This is a genomic window from Novosphingobium sp. BL-S-32 (assembly GCF_056857055.1).
In genome coordinates this window covers 1431604-1448168 of the sequence record NZ_CM166476.1, presented here as the reverse complement: position 1 = coordinate 1448168, position 16565 = coordinate 1431604, and the positions used below count along the sequence as shown (strand labels likewise).

The following is a 16565-nucleotide window of genomic DNA, read 5'->3' as shown; positions in this document are numbered from 1 at the left end:
TAAAACCCGCGGAATTTCGCGGTTTCCGGCATGAAAGAAAATTGCGGGCCGGGTTGCGAGTGCAGGGACGCCTGATTCGCCGAGCCTCCGGGGCCGCTTCAGTCGGGTGTTCGCGCAACGGGCATTAGCCCTTTGAAGGTGCCCGAAAGGCGGCCGAGAATGCTCCACATCGTCAATGCACCACCCACGACCAGGAGCAGGGACAGGAGGATCGATTCGATCCGGCGGCCGGAACTGGCCGCCGCGCTCACGGCAAATGCCACCGCCAACACGCCGGAAAGTTTGGACGTAAGGTAAAGCGCTGCCGTCGGTCGGTCATCGAGCAGGTTTTCGACATGACGCAGCCGCCACCACAGATAGGGCAGGGGGCTGAGCTTCAGTGCCGCGAAAAGCAGCGTGAGGCCGGTGAAAAGAGTGGGCAAATCGAGCTGAAGATTCATTTCGTCCGCAATTCCCTGTGGCTGCGGACTTTGTCCCGCTCATCGGTACTCTGGCGCGGATATTGTAATGTGATCAAGGGCTGGTGTCGGTCGGACCTGAAATGGTTTCGCGCGGAGGCGCGGAGACGCGGAGAAGAAAAAAGGGGGAAGGCGCAGGTGCGCCGAGGTTACGTGCGACAGGAAAACCGTTTTCTCCGCGTCTCCGCGCCTCCGCGTGAACCCTATTGGCTGGGCGTCGAAGAAAAGCGGGGCCCCCGCCTTCGCGGGGGCGACGGGTGAGTTTTGATAAGCGTGTTGGCAATCGGACGTGGGTGAAGGGCGGCTCTGCCTGCAGGGCCGCCCTATCACTTCAAAACCTCAACGGCTGCCGAGATCGCCCTTGCCCACCGTGCCGCTCGCCATGTCGAGCATGCGGTCGAGGCTGCGCTTGGCGTCGAGGCGCAGTTGTTCGTCGATCTCCACGCGCGGCTCCAGGTCGCGAAGCGCGATGTAGAGCTTCTCCATCGTGTTGAGCGCCATGTAAGGGCAGATGTTGCAGTTGCAGTTGCCGTCCGCACCCGGCGCGCCGATGAAGGTCTTGTTCGGGATCGCCAGCTGCATCTGGTGGATGATGTGCGGCTCGGTGGCGACGATCAGCGTGTCGGCTTCCACCGTCTTCGCATAGTTCAGAATGCCGCTGGTCGAACCGACATAGTCCGCGTGGTCAACGATATGCGGCGGGCATTCCGGATGCGCCGCGATCGGCGCCGTGGGGTGCTGCGCCTTGAGCTTGAGCAGCTCGGTCTCGCTGAACGCCTCGTGCACGATGCAGACGCCCGGCCACAGCAGCATCTCGCGCCCGAACTTGCGGCTGAGATAGCCGCCAAGGTGACGGTCCGGCCCGAAGATGATCTTCTGGTCGGCAGGGATCTGCTGAAGGATCGTCTCGGCGCTGGAGCTGGTGACGATGATGTCGGACAGCGCCTTCACCTCGGTCGAGCAGTTGATGTAGGTCAGCGCGATATGATCCGGGTGTGCGGCGCGGAAGGCGGCGAACTTTTCCGGCGGGCACGAATCTTCAAGGCTGCAACCGGCTTCCATGTCCGGCAGCACCACGATCTTCTCGGGGCTGAGGATCTTGGCGGTCTCCGCCATGAACTTGACGCCGCAGAACGCGATCACGTCGGCATCGGTTTCGGCCGCCTTGCGGCTGAGTTCGAGGCTGTCGCCCACGAAGTCCGCAATGTCCTGCAATTCCGGGCGCTGGTAATAGTGCGCAAGGATAACCGCGTTGCGCTCCTTGCGCAGCCGTTCGATCTCGGCGCGCAAGTCGAGTCCGGAGAGGTTTGCGGGCATTGCGGTCATGGTGTCTCTCTGTCTGGCCGGTGCGGCCCGGTGTTGGAAAGTCCGGTGCCGGAATTCGGGGCCTATCTAGGGAGGCTTGCCGGAATGCCCAAGCAGAAAAAGCTCAGGCCGCGATGCGGTCCGCCAGAGCGATCCACCAGGGGGTGATCGCCAGCAGTTCGACGATCACGTGGCTGAGGATCACGGTCATGGCCACGGCCATGGTGACCGGATGGGCATGGCCGATCTCGCGCCGGTCGTGGCGGACGATCAGCAGCACGACGCCAAGCTGGATCACCATCGAGAGCCATTCGCCCCACGGCACGATCAGCGGCATCGGCAGCAGGCGGCCGAGCGCCGGTTCCATCAGGAGCACGGTGGAGCCGACCATCAGCCGCTTGTGCCAGTCGCTCTGCCCGCGCCGCGCCACTGCCATGGCCACCAGCAGCGCGAAGAACGCCGCCTCGACATGGACCAGCGCGAGGAAATAGGCGGGCGTGAAGAACGGTGGATACATGTGCAGCCGAAGCGCGGTGAAGCACAGCGCGCTGGCCAGGGCGACGACCGTCGGCACCATGACCGCGCTGGCCCAGCCAAGCCGGCGATGGATCGCCAGCCCGCCTCTTCCGGCCAGCAAGGACTGCGTAGTCAGCAGCGCCAGCCATGTCAGCATCACCATGCCGTGCAAGTGCATGACCAGCGGCGCATGGGCATAATCGACAAAGCCGCGCAGGCCGAACTGCGCAAAGGCGAAGACGATGAACAGTGAAAGCCCGATTGCCAGCTTCTGCCAGAACGAAAAGGCGCCGATCCGCGCCTGAGGCAAAGTCGCCATGAATTCTCCCTACGCATTGCATTGTTCTTGCGCCGTATTGTGTTTCGGCGCTGTCAATACTTGCGTAGAATACGTGAATTGGGGTTCAGGTCATATAGTCATTCGACGAATTACGAATTCGGCGCGACGAGCGTCCAGTCCTCTTCTTCGCGCTTTACAAGGCTTCTTCTTTCCAGATCAATCAGATGGGCCAGAACCGAGCGTCCCGCAGCGGGCCAGAGCCGTTCGTCGACGCCCTTGTACATCAGCGGCACCATCTGGCCGATCGAGTGGTGGCCCGCCGCGATCTGCTTCAGGATCTGGCGTTCGCGCTGGCGGCGGTGGCCGATCATGCCGCGCACGAGCTGGCGCGGCTTTTCCACCGCCGGACCGTGGGCGGGGAAATAGATCGTGTCCTGCTGGCGCTCGTAGAGCTTGGACAGGCTTTCGAGATAGGCGGTCATATCGCCGTCGGGCGGGGAGACGACGCTGGTGGACCAGCCCATCACGTGATCGCCGGTGAACATCGCGCCGGTTTCCTGCAAGGCGAAGCACAAGTGGTTGGAAGTGTGGCCGGGGGTGGCCACGGCTTCCAGCGTCCAGCCGTCTCCGGAGATCGTCTCGCCATCGGTCAGCACGCGGTCGGGCCGGTAGTCCGCATCGAAGGCGGCGTCGGCGCGAGGGCCATCATCGTCGAGCGTGAGCGCCGCGCAGCCGATGATCGGCGCGCCGGTGCGGGCCTTGAGCGGGGCGGCGGCGGGCGAATGGTCGCGGTGGGTATGGGTACAGGCAATCGCGACCACGCGCGCGGTGCCGACGGCGTGGAGGATCGCCTCGATATGCTCGTCGTCGGCCGGGCCGGGATCGATCACCGCGACTTCGGCGGCGTCGCCGACGATATAAGTCTGCGTGCCGGTATAGGTGAACGGCGAAGGATTGCGCGCGAGCACGCGCCGCACGAGCGGGGCGATCCGCTCGGAGACGGCGTAAGGCTTGTCGATCAGGTCCGGTGCGTTCATCTGGCCGATATGGTCATTCGCGGCTCCGGTGTCGAGGTCGCGTATAAAGGTGCGAAAAGGGGAGTTGCATGGCGGGTGAGGGCGAACTGATCCTGGTGATCGATGCCGGGACCACCTCCAATCGGGCGATGGTCTTCGCGCTCGACGGCAGCGTGCGCGCCACCGCGCAGCGTCCGCTGACGCAGCATTACCCGCAGCCCGGGTGGGTGGAGCACGATGCATCGGAAATCTGGCAGAGCGTGCTGGCTTGCGCGCGCCATGCCGTGTCGCAAGTGGGCGGCGCGGCCCGGATCGCCGCTGTCGGCCTGGCCAACCAGCGCGAAACCGTGGTGGCCTGGGACAAGGTGAGCGGCGAGCCGCTGGCCCGCGCGCTCGTCTGGCAGGACCGGCGGACCGAGGCGATGTGCGCCGCGCTGCGCGAGGCCGGGCACGAGGCGGCGGTGCAGGGGGCGACCGGGCTGGTGCTCGATCCCTATTTCTCGGCCACGAAGATGCGCTGGCTGATCGATCATGAGCCCGCCGTGCGCGCGGCGGCCGATGCCGGGACGCTGGCGCTGGGCACGATCGATTCGTGGCTGCTGTTCAAGCTGACCGGCGGCGCGCACCTGACCGATGCGGGCAATGCCAGCCGTACGGCGCTGATGGCGCTGGCAGGAGCCTCGTGGGACGCGGGGCTGGGCGATCTTTTCGGGGTGCCGCGCGGCGCCTTGCCGGACGTGTGCGACAGCGCGGGCCTGCTGGGCACGACGCGGCCCGAATGGCTGGGCGCGGCGATCCCGATCACCGGCGTCGCGGGCGATCAGCAGGCGGCGACCATCGGGCAGGGCTGCCTCATGCCCGGCGCGACCAAGGCGACGTATGGCACCGGGGCCTTCGTGCTCGCCAACATGGGCCGCGAAGTGCCCGCCTCGCGCCACCGGCTGCTGGCGACAGTGCTGTACCAGTTGGGCGGAGAGCGGATCTACGCGCTGGAGGGATCGGTCTTTGTGGCGGGCAGTCTGGTCCAGTGGCTGCGCGACGGCCTAGGCCTGATCGACGCGGCGGGCGAGACCGAGGTGCTGGCGCGCTCGGTTCCGGACAGTGGCGGGGTGGTTATCGTTCCGGCGCTATCGGGACTTGGCGCTCCCCATTGGCGGCCGGATGCGCGCGCGGCGATCACCGGGCTGACCTTCGCGAGCAGCCGCGCCCACCTCGCCCGCGCGGCGCTGGAAGCGATGGCGATGCAGACGCGCGATCTGGCCGAGGCTTTCGCCGCCGACGGCGCGCGCTGGACGCACCTCAGGATCGACGGCGGCATGAGCGCCAACGACTGGATGGCACAGGACATCGCCGATGTGCTCGGCATTCCGGTGGAGCGGCCCGGCTTCGTCGAGACCACTGCGCTCGGTGCGGCGATTCTGGCGGCGTATGGGGCAGGGCTCTTTGCGAATCTGGAGGCTGCGGCAAGCGCGATGGCCGGTGAGCGCAGCGGCTTCGCGCCGCATATGACGGAAGAGGAACGCGCCCGCCGGATCGCGGCGTGGAATAAGGCTCTGAGTTCCGTCTGAGCGGGACGAGCGGGCAGACCATTGCCCTGATCGAAAAGCGACCAACCTAATTCCGTCATCCCCGCGAAGGCGGGGATGTGGATTCACATTCGAAGTGCAACGGTTGAAGAGAGCATGCCTCGGCGGGTGTTTTGAAGTCGAGGCATTTTCGCGGTGTATTGTTGTAGCGTTGGATGATGTCCTCAAAGTGGGCAGGCGAGAGATCCTCGATGTTGGTCTTGCGCGGCAGGTCGCGTCTGAGGCGGCCGATGGCGTTTTCGACGCCGCCCTTTTGCCATGGGGCGTGGGGGTCGCAGAAGAACGTATCGATGCCGAGACGGTGCAACCTGTGGTGCTGTGCAAACTCGGTGCCGTTGTCGAGGGTCAGGGTTTGGCGCAAGGCGGCGGGCCAGGGCCGCAGCATGGCGGCGAGCAGGTCGGCGGTGCGCCGGGCCTTTCGGTCGGGCGGATGGCAGATCAGGGTGTAGCGCGAGGAGCGTTCATGGGCGACGAGGATGGCCTGGCCGTATCGGGCGAAGAGCATGAAGTCGGCCTCCCAGTGGCCGGGCCGGGACCGATCCGCGGCCTCGTCCGGGCGCATGGCGATGGGTTGGCGCTTGGCGATGAAGCGGACCGAGGATCCGCCGGGCTTGCGGCGCCATCCGCGGCGGGCCTTGGCGCGGGGCAGATAATGGCGCCATGATCGATCGTTCGTCCGCCTGATCTGGGCATGGATGAAGCGATAGATGCTCTCGTGACTGATGATACGCACGCCGGCCTCGCGGGCCATGCGACCGGCGATCTGCTCGGGTGACCAGCCGGCCGCGAGGCGGCCCAGCACGCCCTCGCGCAAGGCCTGATCGCGTTCGAGGCGCATGCCCGACCAGCGCCGGGCGCGCGCCTGCTCTTGCGCATAGCCGGGCCGATAGCCCACCGTGCTGCCGCTGTTGCGCTTCAGCTCCCGAGAGATCGTCGATGCCGAGCGATCCACAGCTGCCGCGATCTGGCGCAGCGATTGCCCGTCTTCATGAAGACGGGCAATCGTACACCGCTCTTCCAGATCAAGCTGTTCGTAAGCTCTTCCCATGACAACACCATAACCTGGTGTTGCACTTCGTTTGTGAACTTGGCGGATCCCGCTTCTGTTGTGCGGGGCGAGAGGTCGCAAAGAAGCGGGCCCCCCGCCTTCGCGGGGGCGACGATGTTTTGAAACCGAGAGCTCGCCGTCAAAATTGGGGGCATCATCGGGCGACATGTGGCGCCGAATTCTATTGGCCGCTCAGGTCGCTTTAGGTGTCGTTCGGGTACAGTCCGCGACTGTCAGCTGGCGAGGCGCTGTTCGATGCGTTCGCGCAGGCGTTCGATGACGCTGGGCGTGTTTTCGTCGGCCAGTTTCCAACTGCCTTCGAGCCGCAGCAGACGGTCATAGAAGCGGCGGGTGCGTTCGACCAGCCGGATGATTTCAGGCTCCAGCAAGGCCAGTTGCCGGGCATCGGACTGACGCATCACCGGAGACAACCGACCATGACGACGCAATTGGAACTCACTGATTTCACCCATGAAATAGGCGCGGTGATTGAGCAGCCAGGCGATCGCATGCATCATCCGCGTGGTCGTGCGCAGCCCCTCGCTGGACAGCGCGACGCGGGCGAAATCGTCCTCGCAAGGCGGCACGCCGCTCAGCCGCCCCGAGTACGAGAAGGCATGGCGCACCTCGTCGGAAAGCAGCAGCGCTTCTGCATAGAGCGCTTCGACGATGCGTGGGTTTATGATCGCGGGTTCGGACATTCGACGGTCGATATTTCTTAACAACGACTCGCGAGCAACTGCCCAAAGGTAAATTTCCAAACCTATTTCGCGATTGTCCCCGTTCGGTACGCTTCGTGCCTAACGCTTGTTAACTGAATTCATTGGGAACTTTTGGATCTCGAGTCGGATTTCGCGGGCTGGCGTCCAGCTACGGCCGCTCTCCGCTGCCCCTGCAAGAGCACGCCCGGACCATCAAGGCGAAGGCCGCGAGCCAGCGGCGGTCGCAAAGGCGCGGGCCGGGAAGCGACTCGGAGTTGGGCAGGGCCGGTCAGGCGATGATGTCGGGGATCAGGTAGTCCGCGATCAGCGAGATCTGGTCTTTCAGCTTCAGCTTGCGTTTTTTCAGACGGGCAATCTGCAACTGATCACCGGCCCCCGCCGCGTTGAGCGCGTCGATGGCGGCATCGAGATCGCGGTGCTCGATCTTGAGTATTTCGAGGCGCTTGCGCATTTCCTCTTCGGTCACTCAGGGAATCCCTACTCTCGATTTGGCCGTTTCACGGTGATTTTTGCGGGCCCCCGCTTGGCGCAGGTGTCACGCGATTCACCGATATGAAGCATTCACACTCTTCGCAAGATGGCGCGAATATGGTTCGATCCCTTTCGCGCCGCATCTGCACGATGCCGAGTCGCCAAAAGCGCCGTACCAAACCGCGGTGAACAGAACATTCGGTCGTCGGAAATTCGACGATTCAGCCTTCGCAAGAAGGCGGTCGCGGGTACGGGCTTCACCCCCCGAGAAGAGGAGAACTGTCCATGGATAGTCGTCACGTCAGCGCGCTGCAGCTCAAGCATGCCGGAATAGAACGTCAGATTCATGACGAATTGAGCCGCCCGATGCCTGACGCCGTGATGATCCAGGCCCTCAAGAAGCGAAAGCTCAAGCTCAAGGAGGAATTGTCGCGCCACTGAGCGCATTCTGACCGTGCTGTCGGCGGCGCCTTTTTTCGGGCGCCGCCCCCGCACCCAGGCCCCCGAAGGGCGCTCCGGCACGCGAAGCCTTATCGGCCGCTCGTGCGATAAGTGCCGATTTCAAGATAATGGCTGATTTCATGGGTCTGCCGCGTTTCCAAAGCGTGCGCTTTCGGTTAGTCGGGTAGCCATGACCAGCGGAGCCGTCGAAGCAGCCCGGAATATCCTCACCCGCCTCCATGAGGTCATGGCCTCGCGCAACCACGCGCAGTCCAAGCTCAACAACGTGGTGGAAGTGATCGGCGAGTGCCTCAATAGCGAGGTTTGCTCCGTCTATCTGCTGCGCGAGGGGATGCTCGAACTCTATGCCACGCGCGGCCTTGCGCAGGAGGCCGTGCACGTCACCCGCATGGCGGTGGCGGAAGGCCTCGTCGGCATGATCGCCGACCGGATCGAGACGCTCAACCTTGCCGAGGCGGCCGCCCACCCGGACTTTTCCTATCGCCCCGAGACGGGCGAGGATCGCTTCCACTCCTTCGCAGGCGTGCCGATCGTTCGGCGCGAACGGGCGGTGGGCGTGCTCTGCGTCCAGCATGTCGAGCCGCGCCGCTACGAGGAAGTCGAGATCGAGGCGCTGCAGACGGTGGCCATGGTGCTGTCCGAGCTGATCACCAATGCCGACCTCATCGACGAGGAAGATGTCAACGCCGCTGGTTCGCTCCAGTCGGGCCCGCAGCAGCTGCGCGGGCTGGCGCTGGTCAAGGGCCTCGCCTCGGGCGTGGCTGTCTACCATCAGCCGCGCGTCACTATCGAGCATATCGTTGCCGAGGATACCGAGGCCGAACGCCAGCGCGTGATCCTCGCCTTCGACAAGATGCGCGAACAGATCGACCGCATGTCCAGCCAGGCCGAATTCGGCGTCGGCGGCGAGCATGAGGAGGTCCTAGAGACCTATCGCATGTTTGCCTACGACGAAGGCTGGACGCGGCGCATCAACGAAGCGATCGATTCGGGCCTCACCGCCGAAGCCGCCATCGAGCGCGTGCAGCAGCGCACCCGCATGCGCATGCGTCAGATCGACGATCCGCTGCTGGCGGACCGCATGCACGATCTGGAGGATCTGGCGAACCGCCTGCTGCGCATCGTTTCCGGCCAGCTTGGCACGGCGGCCTCGATGGGTTTGCGCAACGACGCCATCCTGATTGCGCGCAACCTCGGCCCGGCGGAACTGCTGGAATACGACAAGCGCCGCCTCAAGGGCGTGATCCTTGAGGAAGGCTCGCTCACCAGCCATGTCGTGATCGTGGCGCGGGCGATGGGTATCCCGGTGCTCGGCCGCGTGCGCGGCCTGCGCGGCGTGGTACGCGAGGGCGACCAGTTGCTGCTCGATGCCGATCAGGCGACCGCGATGGTGCGCCCGCCGGCCGGTGTGGTCGAGGCGTTCGAGGCGCGTTTCGCCAAGAGCCGTGAGCGGCAGGCCGGCTATGCGGCGCTGCGCGACGTGCACCCGACATCGCGCGACGGCACGCGCATCCAGGTCATGATCAACGCGGGCCTGCGCGACGATATCGCCAACCTGACGATGACCGGCGCCGACGGCATCGGCCTGTTCCGCACCGAATTCCAGTTCCTCGTCTCCGCGACGCTGCCCTCGCGCGAGCGGCAGACGCGGCTCTATCGCGACGTGATGGAGGCGGCGGGCGACAAGCCGGTGAAGTTCCGCACGGTCGACATCGGCGGCGACAAGACCCTGCCGTACTTGCGCCACGACGACGGCGAGGGTGAGGAAAACCCGGCGATGGGCTGGCGCGCGCTGCGCGTCGCGCTGGAGCGCGAGGGGCTGCTCAAGGTCCAGGCGCGCGCCTTGCTCGAAGCGGCGGCGGGCCGCACGCTTCACGTCATGTTCCCGCTGGTGGCCGAACCGTGGGAGTTCGATCAGGCCAAGGAAGTCTTCGAGCGGCAGCTTGCCTATCTGCGCAAGCAGAAGAAGACCTTGCCCGAGGCGATCCACTACGGCGTCATGCTGGAAGTGCCCGCGCTGGCGGAGCAGCTGGACATTCTGGCGCCGAAGATCTCGTTCCTGTCGATCGGCACCAACGATCTCACCCAGTTCCTCTTCGCGGCCGACCGCTCCAATCCCAAGCTTGCCGAGCGCTACGACTGGCTGAGCCCGGCGATCCTGCGCTTCCTGCGCCGGGTCGTACGCAGTTGCGAGGGGCACAATGTCGAGATCGCGGTCTGCGGCGAGATGGGCGGCCGCCGGCTCGAAGCCCTGGCGCTGCTGGGGCTGGGTATCCACAGATTGTCGATCACGCCGGCCTCTGTCGGCCCGGTCAAGGAACTGATCGGCAAAGTCGATCTCGCCGAGATCGGTGCCGCGGTCGAGGGATGGCTGGCTTCGCCCCCGCCCGACTTGCGCGCGGCGCTGACGGCATGGGCGGCGGAGCGCGATATAGCGGTGGATTGATCCATTCGCGGCGCTTGTCGTTCCAGCGGCTCCGGTCGTCGCGAAACGACTGAGCTTGCACGGGTATTTGCGCCGGTTTGCCTTGCGGGAAGGGTACTCACCGTGCACGGGGTCGCATCCGCCGCAGATTTCTGAGAGAATAGCCGGGGCCCCGATTGACTTTGAGGGGCCACCCGGCTTGATGTCGATCCCGGTTCGGAACTATCACTTTTAGCGAAATTCCCTTCGGGAGCGGAATGGAACACGTCGAAAATCAAGACGCGACTGGGCAGGCGGGCGAGCAGGCAGCAACGACTGTCGGCCCTGTGCTGCGCCGCGCGCGCGAGGCTGCGGGACTGACCCGCGCCAACATCGCCACGCAGACCAAGATCGCCGAACGGCACCTGGCCGCGATCGAGGAAGACCGCCTGGGGGATCTGGCCGCGCGCACATATGCCGTGGGCTTTTCGCGCGCCTATGCGCGCGCGCTCGGGCTGGACGAGAAGGTGATCGCCGATATCGTGCATCGCCAGCTTGAAGCCGATGGCGGCCGCGAGCCGGTGGTGGTCCACGATTTCGAGCCGGGCGATCCGGCCCGTGTTCCTTCGGCCAAGCTGGCCTGGATCGCCGGTCTTGGCGCGCTGGTCGTGGTTGCGCTGCTGGTGGTGTTCTGGAGCAGCTATCTCTCGCCCGAGGGCAAGCTGCCCGACCTGATTTCGCCGCAGCCTGCACCCGCGCCGACCCATGTGGCCGTGCCGGTTCCCGTGGCGACGCCGACGGCCGCACCCACCACCGGGCCGGTCGTGCTGACCGCGACGGAAGAAGGCGTCTGGCTGCGCGTGACCGATGGTACCGGCACCCGCCTTGTCGAGACCACGCTCAAGAAGGGCGAGACCTGGACCGTGCCGGAAGGCGCGCAAGCGCCGAAGCTTCGCCTCGGCCGTCCCGATGCGCTGGCGATCACGGTCGGTGGCCGCACGCTGCCGCCGCTTGCCAGCAAGCCGATGACGATGTCGAACGTGTCGCTGGTCCCGGCCGATCTTATTGCGCGGACCAATCCGCAGGCCGCTGCCACCGTTCCGGGCGCCCCGGCGCGTGCTTCGGCGGGCGCGACGGTTCCGGTGACGACGGCCGCGGCCCCGAGCCCGGCAACGATGCCGGCGGGCGGTGCGGCTGACGCTCCGGCGCCTGCCGTCACGCCGCTTTCCACGACTTCCGAATAGCCCCGCCTCGACAGGACGGGCGTCTTGCGGCACGTCTCTGTCGGCAGGCATTGGTTAATGTCCCGTTCGGAACGAGCGAGGCAGCCTCGGTCGCAAGCGGCCTGTTGAGAGCCAACTCGCCGGGCGATCAGCCTGCCGCGCAGAAGCGGTTGGCGTAAAGAGGGCGTGTCAACGGGCATCGTCCGAGACGGAGTTGATTAGGCAATGATTTCTTCACTGGGATCGCAGGGTTTCGGCAACAAGGCGCTTTCCCTGACCACCGTGCGGCGGATGCGGCTTGCCGCTACCGGCGTGGTCGCACTCGCGCTTGTCGGCATCAGCTTGCCCGCGCAGGCCGAGGATGTCTCGCCCGATGCCCGCCTCAAGAAGGTCGAGGCCGAAGTGCGCGCACTTCAGCGCAAGGTATTCCCCGGTTCGGACGGCAAGTATTTCTCGCCCGAGATCACCGCTCCGGCTGCCGCGCCGCCTGCGGCGCCCGGCCAGCCCGCTACCACGCCGCTGAGCGACGTGCTCGTGCGCATGGATGCGATCGAAGGGCAGATGGCGCGCCTGACCGGCCAGGTCGAACAGAACACCAACCGCATCAACCAGCTTGAAGCGAAGATGGCGGCGCTGGCGCCTGCGCCCGCTCCGGTCGATCCGCAGCCCGCAGCGCCGGCCGGTCCCGGCGCAATGCCGGCGAACTTCACGGCGACGAACGGCAACGTGTCCCAGCCGGCAGTAGTGCGGCCGAGCACCAAGCCTGCCGAACTCAAGCCCGCGGTAGAGACCCGGCCGGTCGGCCCGTCCAACGCGCGCGTCGATGGGGTCAAGGCGATTGCCAAGCCGCAGTCGGGCGATGCGGCGGACGATGAATATTCCTACGGCTATCGCTTGTGGGAAGCCAAGTTCTACCCCGAGGCGGAGCAGCAGCTGAAGCTCTATCTCGAACAGTACCCCAAGCATGCCCGCGTCAGCTGGGGCCGCAACCTGCTGGGCCGCGCCTATCTCGACGATGGCAAGCCGCTTGAGGCCGCCAAGTGGTTCGTCCAGAACTACCAGGCCGACAAGCGCGGCGACCGTGCGCCGGACAGCCTGCTGTACCTCGCCATCTCGATGAAGCAGATGAAGGACACCAAGCGTGCCTGCATCGCACTGGCCGAGTTCAGCGAGACTTATGCGGCCGAGGCGGCAGGTCGTCTGAAGGGCCTTTACGATACCACGCGCAGTGGACTTGCCTGTTCCTGATCCCGCGCTGATCCCGGCACCGGAAGCGGTTTCCCGCTTCCGGTCCGGGCTGGACGCGGTCTGGCCTGAGCTGGGCCAAGAGGCCACGCGATTGGGTGTGGCCGTTTCCGGTGGGCCGGACAGCACCGCATTGTTGCTGCTCGCGGCCGCCGCGCTGCCCGGACGGGTGGAGGCGGCAACGGTCGATCACGGCCTGCGCCCTGAAAGCGCGCGCGAGGCCGCCGATGTGGCGCTGCTCTGCGAGCGCCTCGGAATACCCCATGCAACGCTGGCGGTGACGGTCGCGCCGGGCAATGTGCAGGCCGAGGCACGCGCCGCGCGCTATGCGGCGATGGCGGGCTGGGTGACCGAACGCGGCCTTTCCGCGCTCGCTACCGCGCACCATGCCGACGATCAGGCGGAGACGCTGCTGATGCGGCTCAACCGGGGCAGCGGCGTCGCCGGGCTCGCCGGAACGCGCGGGCGCGGGCGGGTGCCGGAAACTGCGATCCCGCTCTTGCGGCCGATGCTGGAATGGCGGCGCGCGGAACTGGGCGCAGTCGTTGCGGCGGCGGGCGTTTCGGCGGTCGACGATCCCAGCAATGCCAACGATAGATTCGACCGCGTGCGCATCCGCAAGGCATTGGCCGAGGCGGACTGGCTCGACGTGGCCGCCGTGGCGCGCAGTGCCGAGAATCTCGCGGATGCGGATGCGGCGCTGGAATGGATGGCCGCGCTTGAATGGCGGTCTTGCGTCAAGAAAGAGCCGATGGGGCTGCGTTACCGCCCTCAGGCTCCGCGTGCCATCGCGCTGCGCGTATTGGCGCGTTGCGTGGCCGAATTGGGCGGCGAAGAGCCGCGCGGAAGCGCGGTGGCGCGGTTGTTCGATGCCCTGTGTGAGGGCAAGCCCGCTTCGATCGGGGAACTCGTGGTGAGGCCGAATGCTGGGGGCTGGAGCTTCGCGAAAGCACCGGTGCGGGCGGCTAAGAAGATCAAGGGCTGACTGCGGCGATCCGTTCTTCGATCACATAGTCGCGCGTTCGGCAGTTCCTAAGTTCAAATCCGTCATCCCCGCGAAGGCGGGGATGTGGATTCACATTCGAAGTGCAACGGTTGAAGAGAGCATGCCTCGGCGGGTGTTTTGAAGTCGAGGCATTTTCGCGGTGTATTGTTGTAGCGTTGGATGATGTCCTCAAAGTGGGCAGGCGAGAGATCCTCGATGTTGGTCTTGCGCGGCAGGTCGCGTCTGAGGCGGCCGATGGCGTTTTCGACGCCGCCCTTTTGCCATGGGGCATGGGGGTCGCAGAAGAACGTATCGATGCCGAGACGGTGCAACCTGTGGTGCTGTGCAAACTCGGTGCCGTTGTCGAGGGTCAGGGTTTGGCGCAAGGCGGCGGGCCAGGGCCGCAGCATGGCGGCGAGCAGGTCGGCGGTGCGCCGGGCCTTTCGGTCGGGCGGATGGCAGATCAGGGTGTAGCGCGAGGAGCGTTCATGGGCGACGAGGATGGCCTGGCCGTATCGGGCGAAGAGCATGAAGTCGGCCTCCCAGTGGCCGGGCCGGGACCGATCCGCGGCCTCGTCCGGGCGCATGGCGATGGGTTGGCGCTTGGCGATGAAGCGGACCGAGGATCCGCCGGGCTTGCGGCGCCATCCGCGGCGGGCCTTGGCGCGGGGCAGATAATGGCGCCATGATCGATCGTTCGTCCGCCTGATCTGGGCATGGATGAAGCGATAGATGCTCTCGTGACTGATGATACGCACGCCGGCCTCGCGGGCCATGCGGCCGGCGATCTGCTCGGGTGACCAGCCGGCCGCGAGGCGGCCCAGCACGCCCTCGCGCAAGGCCTGATCGCGTTCGAGGCGCATGCCCGACCAGCGCCGGGCGCGCGCCTGCTCTTGCGCATAGCCGGGCCGATAGCCCACCGTGCTGCCGCTGTTGCGCTTCAGCTCCCGAAAGATCGTCGATGCCGAGCGATCCAGAGCTGCCGCGATCTGGCGCAGCGATTGCCCGTCTTCATGAAGACGGGCAATCGTACACCGCTCTTCCAGATCAAGCTGTTCGTAAGCTCTTCCCATGACAACACCATAACCTGGTGTTGCACTTCGTTTGTGAACTTGGCGGATCCCGCTTTTCTTGCGACATGCGAGAGGTTGCAGAAGGAAGCGGGGCCCCCGCCTTCGCGGGGGCGACGGAGTGTTGTGATTGTGAGGTTTGTGGGGGGCAGGCCCCACCTTTCCGTCGATTGCAGAAAGCGGTCCACCCCTCCTTTCGTCATTGCGAGCGTAGCGAAGCAATCCAGAGCGGCCTAATGCGCCCCCTGGATTGCTTCGCTACGCTCGCAATGACGAAGGAGGAGAGGGACGGAATGCGGTAGCTTTCGCCAAACTCACGCCCCAACCAGATCGTCACCCAAACCGGCCTGCTTGCCGCGCGTGATGTAGACCTTGTCGCCCAGCTTGGTCACCGCGAACAGCTTGGCGGCGAAATCGTCCGGCATGCCGACGCAGCCATGGCTGGCGTAGCCCTTGGCCACTTCCGAACCGTGCAGGGTTATGCCGTCGTTGGTCAGGCGCTGCATGTAGGGCATCGGCGCGCCGGTGTAGATGTTCGAGACGTGATCCTTGTCCTTCTCGGTGATCGGAAACACGCCGAGCGGAGTAGGCGTGTCCTCGGTGCCGAGCAGTACCGCAGTCGCGCCGATCTCGTAGCCGTCACGGAACACCGAAAGCACGCGGGCGTCGAGGTCCACGGTGATGACGATCGGACCGGCAGGCACGCCCGCTTCGTCCCAGTGCCATTCGCCGTACTTGATCGCGCCTTCGATCGGCAGGATGCGCTTGATGACGAAAGCGCTGTCGGCCGCCGTTTTCGGGCTCGCAGCTTGCGCCGGAGCGGGCGCGGTCTTCGCGGCGGGATGGAATGTCGCCTCGGCGCTGGCCGGGGTTGAGGGCTGCATGGCCATGACCAGCACGCCCGCGATCACCGCCAGGGCAGGTGCCGCCGAAGCGAGGAGGAGCCGGGCCCTCATCGGGGCGCGCTTGCGGGGATGAGCGTTGTTTTCCACGAGACGCTTATCGCGCGGAATCGCGGAAGTTGCCAGAGCGTTAACTAATGGCGTCTCGTTGTGAGACTGCTTACCAGCCAAAGTGTTAACATGTTATGTTAGTCGGTTAGCTGCTTTCCGGAGCCGCTATGCCCTTGCGCAGGATCGAATTGGCAAGTTCGGCAACGTCTTCAGGCTGCATTTCGTCCGACCAGACGGTGTAGCGCAGGCCCAGGAACACGTTCATGCCCATGATCGCCCAGGCATGCGCTTCGCCCAGGCCTTCGCGCAGTTCGCCCTTGCGGACGCCTTCGCCGAGCCGCTCCGTGATGCGCCTTGCCGTCGATTCGTAGTGGATGCGGAAGCTGGCCGGATCGACGAATTCGCACTCGTCGATGATGCGGTAGATTTCCTTGTGATCACGGGCGAACTGGAGGAACGCGGTGAGCGCGGCCCGTTCGGTTTCCAACGCGGGCAGCGGCTCGCGCAGCGCCTCGCGCGCGGCCTGCCGGACTTTGCCGCTGAGGTCGTCCACCAGCGCGCGGAAGATCTCATCCTTCGAATCGAAGTAGGTATAAAAACTGCCCAGCGCCGTTCCCGCGCGCTGGGTTATGCCGGTGATTGAGGCTTCGTGAAATCCGCGCTCTCCGAACTCCACCGCCGCCGCGTCGAGCAGTTTGCGCAAGGTTTTCCGGCCGCGCTCGGTGCGTGGGGTCTTGGCCGAGGCGAGCCGCTCTTCCGGTGCGATGTCGGCCGGGGGCAGGGGGGCATCTGTGCTCACAGGGACACAGCTAGACCCGCAA

General features: G+C 65.5%; 16 protein-coding genes. 6 read left to right on the top strand and 10 right to left on the bottom strand.

Annotated elements, in window-relative coordinates:
- Positions 1–98: 98 nt before the first annotated feature.
- The 4 genes from AC1VVK_RS06575 to AC1VVK_RS06560 all read right to left on the bottom strand — a co-directional run bounded on the left by AC1VVK_RS06575 (position 99) and on the right by AC1VVK_RS06560 (position 3596).
- Complete coding sequence (locus tag AC1VVK_RS06575) at positions 99–440, bottom strand: hypothetical protein (protein ID WP_482904843.1); 342 nt, start codon at positions 438–440, stop codon at positions 99–101.
- A gap of 357 nt (positions 441–797) precedes the next feature.
- Entirely contained in the window at positions 798–1784 is a 987-nt protein-coding gene (gene nadA / locus AC1VVK_RS06570) for a quinolinate synthase NadA (RefSeq protein WP_132387156.1), read from the bottom strand.
- Positions 1785–1887: 103 nt separating this feature from the next.
- The gene (locus AC1VVK_RS06565) at positions 1888–2598 is read right to left on the bottom strand and encodes a hypothetical protein (protein ID WP_482904842.1); all 711 of its coding nucleotides are present in this window, start codon (positions 2596–2598) and stop codon (positions 1888–1890) included.
- Positions 2599–2708: 110 nt separating this feature from the next.
- Positions 2709–3596: an MBL fold metallo-hydrolase gene (locus tag AC1VVK_RS06560; protein WP_482904841.1), complete on the bottom strand. Its 888-nt coding sequence runs from the start codon at positions 3594–3596 to the stop codon at positions 2709–2711.
- Positions 3597–3664: 68 nt separating this feature from the next.
- On the opposite strand from AC1VVK_RS06560, the gene glpK reads away from it, so the two are divergent.
- Entirely contained in the window at positions 3665–5143 is a 1479-nt protein-coding gene (gene glpK / locus AC1VVK_RS06555) for a glycerol kinase GlpK (RefSeq protein ID WP_482904840.1), read from the top strand.
- Positions 5144–5198: 55 nt separating this feature from the next.
- Here glpK and AC1VVK_RS06550 read toward each other — a convergent pair whose 3' ends face one another.
- The 3 genes from AC1VVK_RS06550 to AC1VVK_RS06540 form a co-directional block, all read right to left on the bottom strand.
- Positions 5199–6209, bottom strand: a complete 1011-nt coding sequence (locus AC1VVK_RS06550; protein ID WP_482904839.1) for an IS30 family transposase — start codon at positions 6207–6209, stop codon at positions 5199–5201.
- Positions 6210–6442: 233 nt separating this feature from the next.
- On the bottom strand, positions 6443–6910 hold the full coding sequence (locus tag AC1VVK_RS06545; RefSeq protein ID WP_482904838.1) for a DUF1465 family protein: 468 nt from the start codon (positions 6908–6910) through the stop codon (positions 6443–6445).
- A 289-nt stretch (positions 6911–7199) separates the two neighbouring features.
- Positions 7200–7397, bottom strand: a complete 198-nt coding sequence (locus AC1VVK_RS06540) for a YdcH family protein (RefSeq protein WP_132387146.1) — start codon at positions 7395–7397, stop codon at positions 7200–7202.
- A 290-nt stretch (positions 7398–7687) separates the two neighbouring features.
- On the opposite strand from AC1VVK_RS06540, the gene AC1VVK_RS06535 reads away from it, so the two are divergent.
- From AC1VVK_RS06535 to tilS, 5 genes are all read left to right on the top strand, one after another.
- The gene (locus AC1VVK_RS06535) at positions 7688–7843 is read left to right on the top strand and encodes a DUF465 domain-containing protein (protein ID WP_132387144.1); all 156 of its coding nucleotides are present in this window, start codon (positions 7688–7690) and stop codon (positions 7841–7843) included.
- A 190-nt stretch (positions 7844–8033) separates the two neighbouring features.
- Entirely contained in the window at positions 8034–10310 is a 2277-nt protein-coding gene (ptsP, locus tag AC1VVK_RS06530) for a phosphoenolpyruvate--protein phosphotransferase (protein ID WP_482904837.1), read from the top strand.
- 236 nt (positions 10311–10546) lie between these two features.
- Positions 10547–11512 (top strand): helix-turn-helix domain-containing protein, encoded by a 966-nt coding sequence (locus tag AC1VVK_RS06525; protein WP_482904836.1) that lies wholly within the window; start codon positions 10547–10549, stop codon positions 11510–11512.
- Positions 11513–11782: 270 nt separating this feature from the next.
- Positions 11783–12739 (top strand): tetratricopeptide repeat protein, encoded by a 957-nt coding sequence (locus AC1VVK_RS06520; protein WP_482905127.1) that lies wholly within the window; start codon positions 11783–11785, stop codon positions 12737–12739.
- On the top strand, positions 12720–13721 hold the full coding sequence (gene tilS / locus AC1VVK_RS06515; RefSeq protein WP_482904835.1) for a tRNA lysidine(34) synthetase TilS: 1002 nt from the start codon (positions 12720–12722) through the stop codon (positions 13719–13721). The genes AC1VVK_RS06520 and tilS overlap by 20 nt, the downstream gene beginning before the upstream one ends.
- A gap of 62 nt (positions 13722–13783) precedes the next feature.
- Here tilS and AC1VVK_RS06510 read toward each other — a convergent pair whose 3' ends face one another.
- The 3 genes from AC1VVK_RS06510 to AC1VVK_RS06500 form a co-directional block, all read right to left on the bottom strand.
- On the bottom strand, positions 13784–14794 hold the full coding sequence (locus tag AC1VVK_RS06510) for an IS30 family transposase (RefSeq protein WP_482904834.1): 1011 nt from the start codon (positions 14792–14794) through the stop codon (positions 13784–13786).
- 311 nt (positions 14795–15105) lie between these two features.
- The gene (locus tag AC1VVK_RS06505; RefSeq protein ID WP_482904833.1) at positions 15106–15747 is read right to left on the bottom strand and encodes a L,D-transpeptidase family protein; all 642 of its coding nucleotides are present in this window, start codon (positions 15745–15747) and stop codon (positions 15106–15108) included.
- 142 nt (positions 15748–15889) lie between these two features.
- On the bottom strand, positions 15890–16525 hold the full coding sequence (locus AC1VVK_RS06500; RefSeq protein ID WP_132387489.1) for a TetR/AcrR family transcriptional regulator: 636 nt from the start codon (positions 16523–16525) through the stop codon (positions 15890–15892).
- Positions 16526–16565 lie beyond the last annotated feature (40 nt).

Bases quoted from the DNA above. Each gene is read 5' to 3' on its own strand.
- AC1VVK_RS06565 (WP_482904842.1), bottom strand. From the start codon at position 2,598: ATGGCGACTTTGCCTCAGGCGCGGATCGGCGCCTTTTCGTTCTGGCAG.
- glpK (WP_482904840.1), top strand. From the start codon at position 3,665: ATGGCGGGTGAGGGCGAACTGATCCTGGTGATCGATGCCGGGACCACC.
- AC1VVK_RS06550 (WP_482904839.1), bottom strand. From the start codon at position 6,209: ATGGGAAGAGCTTACGAACAGCTTGATCTGGAAGAGCGGTGTACGATT.
- AC1VVK_RS06545 (WP_482904838.1), bottom strand. From the start codon at position 6,910: ATGTCCGAACCCGCGATCATAAACCCACGCATCGTCGAAGCGCTCTAT.
- AC1VVK_RS06520 (WP_482905127.1), top strand. From the start codon at position 11,783: ATGCGGCTTGCCGCTACCGGCGTGGTCGCACTCGCGCTTGTCGGCATC.
- ptsP (WP_482904837.1), top strand. From the start codon at position 8,034: ATGACCAGCGGAGCCGTCGAAGCAGCCCGGAATATCCTCACCCGCCTC.
- AC1VVK_RS06510 (WP_482904834.1), bottom strand. From the start codon at position 14,794: ATGGGAAGAGCTTACGAACAGCTTGATCTGGAAGAGCGGTGTACGATT.
- AC1VVK_RS06525 (WP_482904836.1), top strand. From the start codon at position 10,547: ATGGAACACGTCGAAAATCAAGACGCGACTGGGCAGGCGGGCGAGCAG.
- nadA (WP_132387156.1), bottom strand. From the start codon at position 1,784: ATGACCGCAATGCCCGCAAACCTCTCCGGACTCGACTTGCGCGCCGAG.
- AC1VVK_RS06505 (WP_482904833.1), bottom strand. From the start codon at position 15,747: ATGAGGGCCCGGCTCCTCCTCGCTTCGGCGGCACCTGCCCTGGCGGTG.
- AC1VVK_RS06560 (WP_482904841.1), bottom strand. From the start codon at position 3,596: ATGAACGCACCGGACCTGATCGACAAGCCTTACGCCGTCTCCGAGCGG.
- AC1VVK_RS06575 (WP_482904843.1), bottom strand. From the start codon at position 440: ATGAATCTTCAGCTCGATTTGCCCACTCTTTTCACCGGCCTCACGCTG.
- AC1VVK_RS06535 (WP_132387144.1), top strand. From the start codon at position 7,688: ATGGATAGTCGTCACGTCAGCGCGCTGCAGCTCAAGCATGCCGGAATA.